At 68.1% G+C, this 7,327-nt stretch carries 7 protein-coding genes; 1 reads left to right on the forward strand and 6 read right to left on the reverse strand.

Going from position 1 to position 7,327, the window contains the following annotated elements:
• From ABZ260_RS42860 to ABZ260_RS42870, 3 genes are all read right to left on the reverse strand, one after another.
• A partial coding sequence (locus tag ABZ260_RS42860) for an ABC transporter permease subunit (protein ID WP_355629353.1) occupies window positions 1-588 on the reverse strand: 588 nt, incomplete at its 3' end.
• Window positions 589-652: 64 nt separating this feature from the next.
• Window positions 653-1,660 (reverse strand): ABC transporter permease, encoded by a 1,008-nt coding sequence (locus ABZ260_RS42865; protein WP_350926268.1) that lies wholly within the window; start codon window positions 1,658-1,660, stop codon window positions 653-655.
• A 6-nt stretch (window positions 1,661-1,666) separates the two neighbouring features.
• Window positions 1,667-3,481: an ABC transporter substrate-binding protein gene (locus tag ABZ260_RS42870; protein WP_355629357.1), complete on the reverse strand. Its 1,815-nt coding sequence runs from the start codon at window positions 3,479-3,481 to the stop codon at window positions 1,667-1,669.
• Between the two features lie 396 nt (window positions 3,482-3,877).
• Between ABZ260_RS42870 and ABZ260_RS42875 the strand changes: the two genes are divergently transcribed.
• Window positions 3,878-4,987, forward strand: a complete 1,110-nt coding sequence (locus ABZ260_RS42875) for a cellulose binding domain-containing protein (protein ID WP_355629360.1) — start codon at window positions 3,878-3,880, stop codon at window positions 4,985-4,987.
• On the opposite strand, the gene ABZ260_RS42880 is transcribed toward ABZ260_RS42875, so the two are convergent.
• The 3 genes from ABZ260_RS42880 to ABZ260_RS42890 form a co-directional block, all read right to left on the reverse strand.
• Complete coding sequence (locus ABZ260_RS42880; protein WP_355629363.1) at window positions 4,980-5,684, reverse strand: response regulator transcription factor; 705 nt, start codon at window positions 5,682-5,684, stop codon at window positions 4,980-4,982. The genes ABZ260_RS42875 and ABZ260_RS42880 overlap by 8 nt on opposite strands.
• Window positions 5,685-5,778: 94 nt before the next feature.
• Window positions 5,779-6,420: a ribosome-associated translation inhibitor RaiA gene (gene raiA / locus ABZ260_RS42885; protein WP_355629366.1), complete on the reverse strand. Its 642-nt coding sequence runs from the start codon at window positions 6,418-6,420 to the stop codon at window positions 5,779-5,781.
• A 520-nt stretch (window positions 6,421-6,940) separates the two neighbouring features.
• A partial coding sequence (locus ABZ260_RS42890; protein WP_355629368.1) for a phosphoribosyltransferase family protein occupies window positions 6,941-7,327 on the reverse strand: 387 nt, incomplete at its 5' end.

Consider the following 7,327-nt stretch of genomic DNA (forward strand, 5'->3'; position numbering starts at 1 on the left):
CAGGCCGAGTCCCCTGGCCGCCTCGACGAAGCCGCGCTCGCGCAGCGAGAGGGTCTGCGCCCGTACGGCGCGCGCCACCCCGCCCCAGCCGAGGAGTCCGAGCACCAGACCCATCTCGATCGCGCCGGTGAACTTCCAGATCGTCGACAGCACCAGCAGCAGCGGGAGACCGGGGATGGTCAGCTTCATGTCGGTGATCCGCATGAGCACGCTGTCCCAGCGCCCCCGCCTGAACCCGGCGAACAGCCCGACCGCGGTGCCCAGAGCGACCGTGATGACGGCGGTGACCAGGGCGGTCAGCAGGACGTACCGGGCCCCGGTGATCACCAGGGCGAGCACGTCCGTACCCTCGAAGTCGGTGCCGAAGGGGTGCGCCCAGCTGGGCGCGGCGTAGAGCGCGTTGTCGTCGCGCGGCAGCCGCTCGGGGTAGAGCAGTGGCCCGAAGACACCCATGAACGCGAACACGCCCAGGATGACCACGCCCACCAGCCGGCTGGGCTTGCGCCGCAGGACCCGCCAGACGCCGCGCCGGAAGTTGCGCCGCAGCGTCGCGCGGGTGCCGCCCCTGGTGATGACCGGCGCGGTCATGCGATCTCTCCCGCCGGCCGGCCGCCCTGGACGCGGTGTCCGTCGGCTGTCGTGATTCGCCGGTTCATGAAGCCTCCTGTCCGGAACGGACCCGTGGGTCGATCGCGGTGTAGAGCATGTCGGCCACGATGTTGGCGATGACGATCGCCACGGTGATCAGCAGGAAGGCCCCGCCCATCAGCGTGTAGTCGCGGTCGGTGATGCTGTTGAGCAGCAGCAGACCCAGCCCCGGGTAGGTGAAGATCCGCTCGATGAAGATCGCGCCGCCGAACAGCAGGCCCAGCGAGAGCGCCAGGGTGGTGAAGAGCGGCAGGATGGCGTTGCGCGCCACGTAGCGGAAGATGAAGCCTCGCTTCAGGCCGCGCAGCTCGGCGGCCAGGATGAAGTCGTCGCCGAGCACGGTGACCACGCTCGACTTCATCGCCAGGATCCAGCCTCCATAGCCGGCCAGCGCGTAGGTCAGGACCGGCATCGTGGCGTACTGGATCAGCGAGCCGATGTAGGCGGCGTTGAGGCCCGGCTCAAGCGTGACGTCCGCCGTGCCGCCCGCGGGGAAGATCGGCAGGAGGGTCGTGAAGACCGCGCTCAGCAGCAGCGCGAGGACGTACTGCGGCAGGCCGTGCATGAGCGAGCCGGAGACGGCCAGGACGTCGCCCAGCTTGCTGGACCGCTTGATCGCCGCGTAGACGCCCATGATGATGCCGACCGCGAAGCTGAGCAGGGTGCCGACGAGGACCGGCAGGATCGTCCAGGCGGCCGCCGAGGCGAGCAGGCTGGTGACCTCCGCGCCGGGGACGCTCGCCGACTGGCCGAGGTCGAGGTGGAGCAGTCCCTTCATGTAGTCGACGTACTGCTCCCACATCGTGCCCTTCGGCATGAAGCCGTACAGCACCGCAGTGGCACGCTCGGCCTGGTCGGGCGACATGCCCTGCTCGACCAGCTTCTCGTAGCGGGCCTGCATGGGGTCGCCGGGGATGTTCCTGATGATCACGAAGCTGATCGTGGTGACCACCAGGATCATGACGAGCCCTCGGGCGAGATGGCCCGCGAGGCGGCGTGCGATGACCGTCATATGTGGCTACTTCCTCTCGAGCATGCCGAGTTGGAGCCAGACGCCTGCGGTGAGGCGCAGCGTGTCGCTGTCCTGACCGGGGAATCCGCTGAAACGCGTGGTGTTGACGACCTGCGTGTTGACGTAGTCCCACAGCTGGATCACCGGAAGGTCCTGGTTGGCGGCCCTGGCCAGGGTTGAGATGATCTTCTTCTGCTCCGCCTCGGGCGCGGAGTTCAGCCTGACCGCGAGCTCGCCGGGGTTGATCATGCCCTCGCCGTTGACGTCGAGGGTCTCGGCACCGCCCATCCAGTTGCCCTTCGTGCCGGGGGCGACGTGCGTGAGCCTGCCGCCGAAAAGCTGCCAGCCGTTCTGGGCCCCGTACAGGCGCTGGTAGATGTTGTACGGGGCGGGCCCGAGCGCCACCAGCCAGAAGCCGAGGTCGTACTTGCCGGCCGCCATCTCCTCCAGGTAGAGCGGGTAGTCGGCGGTGGTGACGACCTCGGCGTCGATCCCGGCGTCGTTGAGCTGGCTGGTGACCGCCTTGGCCCCGGCCAGCCAGTCGGAGAAGGACGCGGGCACGTTGATGGTCATCTTCCAGGGGCTGCCGTCCGGCATCGTCCACCTGCCGCCGACCTTCTTCATGCCCGCGACCCGCAGCTCCCGCTCGGCCCTGGCGGGATCGTGCCGGTACGGCTCCAGGGCGGCGACACCGTCGCCCAGCCATGCCTTCGCGGCCTCCTGGTGCATGCCCGAGGTGGCGACAGAGGCGATGCCGCCCTCCGGGGAGGCGACCTTGGTGACCTGCTCGCGGTCGATCAGGTAGGCCAGCGCCCGGCGGACGTGCACGTTGTCGTAGGGCTTCCTGGACTGGTTGAACGCCAGCGCCTCGCTGACCGGCGAGTACCCCCTGACCACGGCGTTGCCCGGGGTCTGGGTGATGCGCTTCATCACAGCGGCCGGGACCGCGGTGAACGGCGCGCTGTCCAGCCTGCCGGAGACCAGGTAGTTCCAGACCTGCTCGTTGCCGGTGTAGTTGAGGATGCGCACCTGGTCGGCGGCGACGTTGGCCGCGTTGTGGAAGTACTTGTTCTTGACCAGCAGCGCCTCACCCGGATTGACGCGTTTCAGGACGAACGGCCCGGCGGAGACGTCCTTGGGCGGGGAGAAGGTCATGACCTTCTCCGCGAGGCTGGTGATCCCGGCCCGTGCCACCTCGGCCCCGGGGGCGTCGCTCTGCGCGACCTTCAGCTTCTGCCAGAAGTCGGCGGGCAGCACGCCGCCCCAGACGTGCTTGGGAACGATGACGGTCTCCATGACGCTGCGGACGAAGGTGGAGCTCGGGTTCTTCGTCTTCTGGGCGATCCTGATCGTCCTGTCGTCCAGAATCTTGATGTCGGAGGCCGCCCCGGCCGCGGAGGGGTCGAGGGCGTAGGCGGTTCCGCCCTGGGTGTAGGCCAGGCCGATGGAGAACTTCACGTCCTCGGCGGTGATCGGCCTGCCGTCGGACCACCTGCCGTCCGGCTGGAGTTCGATGGTGATCGAGGACTGGTCCGGGGCGATCTGCCAGCTCTTCGCGACGCCCGGGTAGAACTGGTTCGGGTCGGTCAGGTGGTTCTTGGTCCACCCGAGCCACTCGGCGTTGTACCCGCGGAAGGCGTTGCCCTTGGGGTTGTACGGGTTGATCGGCGCGTTCGCGTCGATGCCCGGCTTGAGCGCGTCGATCGTGGTGAAGACGGCGCCCCCCACGGAGGCGGAGCTGTCTGCGCCGCCCGCGCCGCCGCAGGCCGCGGTGACGGCCGCGAGGCAGAGGGAGGCCGCTACCGCTACTAGTCGCTTCATGAACGCTCCGTGGGGTGTTCTCCGAGGTCAGGGCATCTATGTGGGGGTACCAGGTGTTGTCCGGACCTTACGTTCACCTTGACGGTTGCGTCAATAAACTCCACTTCTGTGGAACATTTTGTAGCTTTCCTTCATTCCCCGTTTACCCTTCCGCGGCGCCGCCCTCGCGAGCCGGGCGATCACTCCTCCGCCGGGGATGCCTGATCCCCGGCGGAGGAACGAGAACGACGCAGGCCCGAAAGCGCCGAAGGGCCGGCCGCCCGGGCGGCGGGCAGCTGAAAGTTACACCCCCGCCGCAGGCGTCGCAGCAGGTCAGGGCGCTCTCGGCGGGCGGCCGGCTTCCCGCTCCCGCCCGGGGCCACCTAGCATCGGGCCCCATCGAGGCAGGAGCGGAAAATGCGACGAAAGACGCGCGGAAGCGACGCGATCCTGGCGGTTCTGACGGCCGCGGTGACCGCGGTCGCGACCCTGGGCCTCCTCCTGGCGGCCACGGCGATGCCCGCGCAGGCGGCGGCCACCAGGATCATGGCACTCGGAGACTCCATCACCGGTTCCCCCGGATGCTGGCGGGCCCTCCTGTGGAACCGGCTCGTGAACGCCGGTCACACCAACATCGACTTCGTCGGCACCCTGCCACCGCAGGGCTGTGGCGTCGCGCACGACGGGGACAACGAGGGGCACGGCGGGGCGCTGGTCACCAACGTCGCCGACCAGAACCAGCTCCCCGGCTGGCTCTCGGCGACCACACCCGACATCGTGATGATGCACTTCGGCACCAACGACGCCTGGAGCAACCGCGCGACCGCCACCATCCTGGCCGCGTACGGCAAGCTGGTGGACCAGATGCGGGCGAGCAACCCCAACATGAAGATCCTCGTCGCCCAGATCATCCCGATGAACCCGAGCACGTGCGGTGAGTGCGCGCAGCGGGTCTCCGCGCTCAACGCGGCGATTCCCGGCTGGGCCGCGGGCAAGACCACCGCTCAGTCACCGATAGTCGTGGTCGACCAGTGGACGGGCTTCAGCACCGCGACCGACACCTACGACGGCGTGCACCCCAACGCCTCGGGCGACCAGAAGATGTCGGACCGGTGGTTCCCCGCTCTGACCGCCCTGCTCGGCTCGGGACCGCTCCCGACGATCACCCCCACCCCGACGCCGACCATCACACCTCCGCCGAGCGGCGGCTGCACGGCCACCTACCAGACCACCAACCAGTGGCCGGGCGGCTTCCAGGGCGAGGTGACCGTCAAGAACACCGGTGCGGCGGCCATCACCGGCTGGACGGCGAACTGGACGTTCACCGGCCGGCAGATCAGCCAGGCCTGGAACGCGACGGTCACCCAGTCGGGGGCCTCGGTCTCGGCACGGAACGCCGCCTGGAACGGCTCCCTGGCCGCGGGCGCGACCGCGACCTTCGGCTTCATCGCCTCGGGGACGGGCTCCCCGGCTCCCGCGGTGTCCTGCACCGTCCCGCGGTCACCGCACCGGGGGTGGGTCAGGTGATCTCAAGCATCCGCTCGCGGACCGCGTAGACCACCGCCTCCATCCGGGAGTGGAGCTGGAGCTTGTCCAGGATGTTCCTGACGTGGTTCTTCACTGTGTTCTCGGAGATGAACAGCTGCTTGGCGATCTCGCGGTTGTTCATCCCCTTCGCGACCAGGCGGAGCACCTCCATCTCCCGATCGGTCAGGCGCGGGACGGGGAGTTGTGGGGGCCGCTCGGCCTCCTTGCGACTCATACTGGCGAACTCGCTGATGAGTTTGGCGGCCATCGCCGGATTGATCAGCGACTGTCCTTCGTGGACACCGCGTACGGCCTCCGGCACCTCGTCGAGCTGGACGTTCTTCAGCAGGTAGCCGGTGGCACCCGCCTTGATCGCCTCGAAAAGATCTTCTTCCTCGTCACTCACGGTCAACATGATGATCCGCGTGCTCGGCACCGAGGCCTTGATCTCACGAGTGGCCTCGATACCGTTTCTCCGTGGCATCCGGACGTCCATGAGCATGACATCCGGCGTGAGGCGGTCGGCGAGCTCGACCGCCTCTTGCCCGTCGCTCGCCTCGCCGACAACCTCGATGTCCGTCTCCGCGGCCAGCGCCATCTCCAGACTGCGGCGGATCAGCGCGTGATCGTCAACGATCAGCACGCGGATCGGTTCGCCGCGTCCGGTCGAGCTGGTTGCGTCGTCGGGTTCCGTCACGCCTCCTCCTCGGGGGGCCAGAGCCGGTGGACCGCCATGATTACACGGGTTTCATGGTCCTCGGTTGGTCGGAGAGGATCTTCGAGCGCGTCCGTCAGGGCTCGACGAGCCGCAGCACGCCGTAGTTGTACCCCTGACGCAGGTATACGACGCTCGGCTGCCCGCTCTCCTTGTCACGGAATAGGTAGAAGTCGTGCCCCACCAATTCCATCTCGAGAAGTGCCTGGTCGATCGTGATGGGATCGGCCTTGTGGAACTTCTCCCTGACCATCAACGGCCCGTCTCCGTCCATCTGGATCGGGATGATGGTCTTGTCCTCGGAAAGGTCGGCCTCGGCCTGCTCGGTGAGCGACCGGTCCGGGGCGCTCTCGAACGTCTCCGCGAGCGCGGTGGCCGTCAGCTCGGCGACCGAGGGGGGGCAGTGGTTGCCGTGGTGGATCTTTCTCCGGTCGGCGAGGCGCCGCAGCCGTCCTTCGAGCTTGCCGAGTGCGATGTCAAGGGCGGCGAAACGGTCGTCGGCCGAGGCCTCCGCCCGGACCGCTGGACCACGTGAATGAATGGTGAGCTCGACGCGCTCTCGCTGATCGACGATACGGGGATTACGTTCCTTGGACACCTCCACGTCAACGCGAATGAGCTTGTGGTCCAAACGCTCGATCCTGGCCAGCTTGGTGTTCACGTGGTCACGGAATCGGTCACTCACTCCGGTGTGCCGACCCTTGACGATGATCTCCATGCACGGCCCCCCTTCGAATCTCGACGGTGGTACTGCGGCACCCGCTCGGCCGACCTGGTCTTCGTCCCCACATCCGCCTGCTGAGGGTTTCGCAGCTCTTTGCCACTACATGCCCTTCTCTTCTGGCGAGGAACATCTGGCTCCCCGGGAAGGCAGGACTTACCTCTAAGCCGCACCGTGATCGATCGACGAAAAGTCGTCTTACGTGGACCGTTTGGCCTGCGGCTGGCATCGGCTAGCCGTGCCGGCCTCCTGTCGGAGGTCGGTCCGGCGCAACCACGGACCCGAGCGGGTGCCATGGCTCAGACGCTATCCGCATCCCGGCCGAATGTCAGCTTGGCGATCGGGTCAAGGATCACTTTGTGTGGTTCACAGCCTGGCGGCCGATCATCGGAGACCCTGTCCCCACGGGTGGGCGGTGCCGGAGGCGAGGGCCGCTCGCCACCGTTGAGCAGCCCAGAGGGCACGATCGAGACAGTGAGGTGTGGCGCTGGAGTGAGCTGGGACGTCGAACCGCTCTTTACCCTCCGTCACGTTCGCCGGTTCGGACTCTCCGGCGTGTCGCGGCGACCGTGGCGGCGAAGGACGGCGTCACGCCGACCTCGCGCATCGCCCTCGCCGCCTCCGCGAGCGTCGCTCCGGTGGTGACGATGTCGTCGACCAGCACAATCGCCTCTGTGCCACCCCAGGAGCGCGGCACAGGCGCGTTGCGGCCGACTGTGACAGAGAAGGCCGCGGACAGATTCGCAGCCCGCTGGAGCGAACTCAGCCCCGCCTGGTCGGCGACACGCCGCCGCTGGACGAGCACCCTCGCCACGGTCGCGGGCCAGCCGGCCTGGCGGAGGCAACCGGCCGCCAGCTCCGCGAGCCTGGCCACCGGATCGTGCCCGCGGCGCCGGTGGGCCGC

The sequence above is a fragment of the Streptosporangium sp. NPDC006013 genome (assembly GCF_040614275.1).
Taxonomy (GTDB): Bacteria; Actinomycetota; Actinomycetes; order Streptosporangiales; family Streptosporangiaceae; genus Streptosporangium.

Coding starts and splice junctions, on each gene's coding strand:
- ABZ260_RS42865 (WP_350926268.1), bottom strand. CDS start 1,660: ATGACGGTCATCGCACGCCGCCTCGCGGGCCATCTCGCCCGAGGGCTC.
- ABZ260_RS42870 (WP_355629357.1), bottom strand. CDS start 3,481: ATGAAGCGACTAGTAGCGGTAGCGGCCTCCCTCTGCCTCGCGGCCGTC.
- raiA (WP_355629366.1), bottom strand. CDS start 6,420: ATGGAGATCATCGTCAAGGGTCGGCACACCGGAGTGAGTGACCGATTC.
- ABZ260_RS42875 (WP_355629360.1), top strand. CDS start 3,878: ATGCGACGAAAGACGCGCGGAAGCGACGCGATCCTGGCGGTTCTGACG.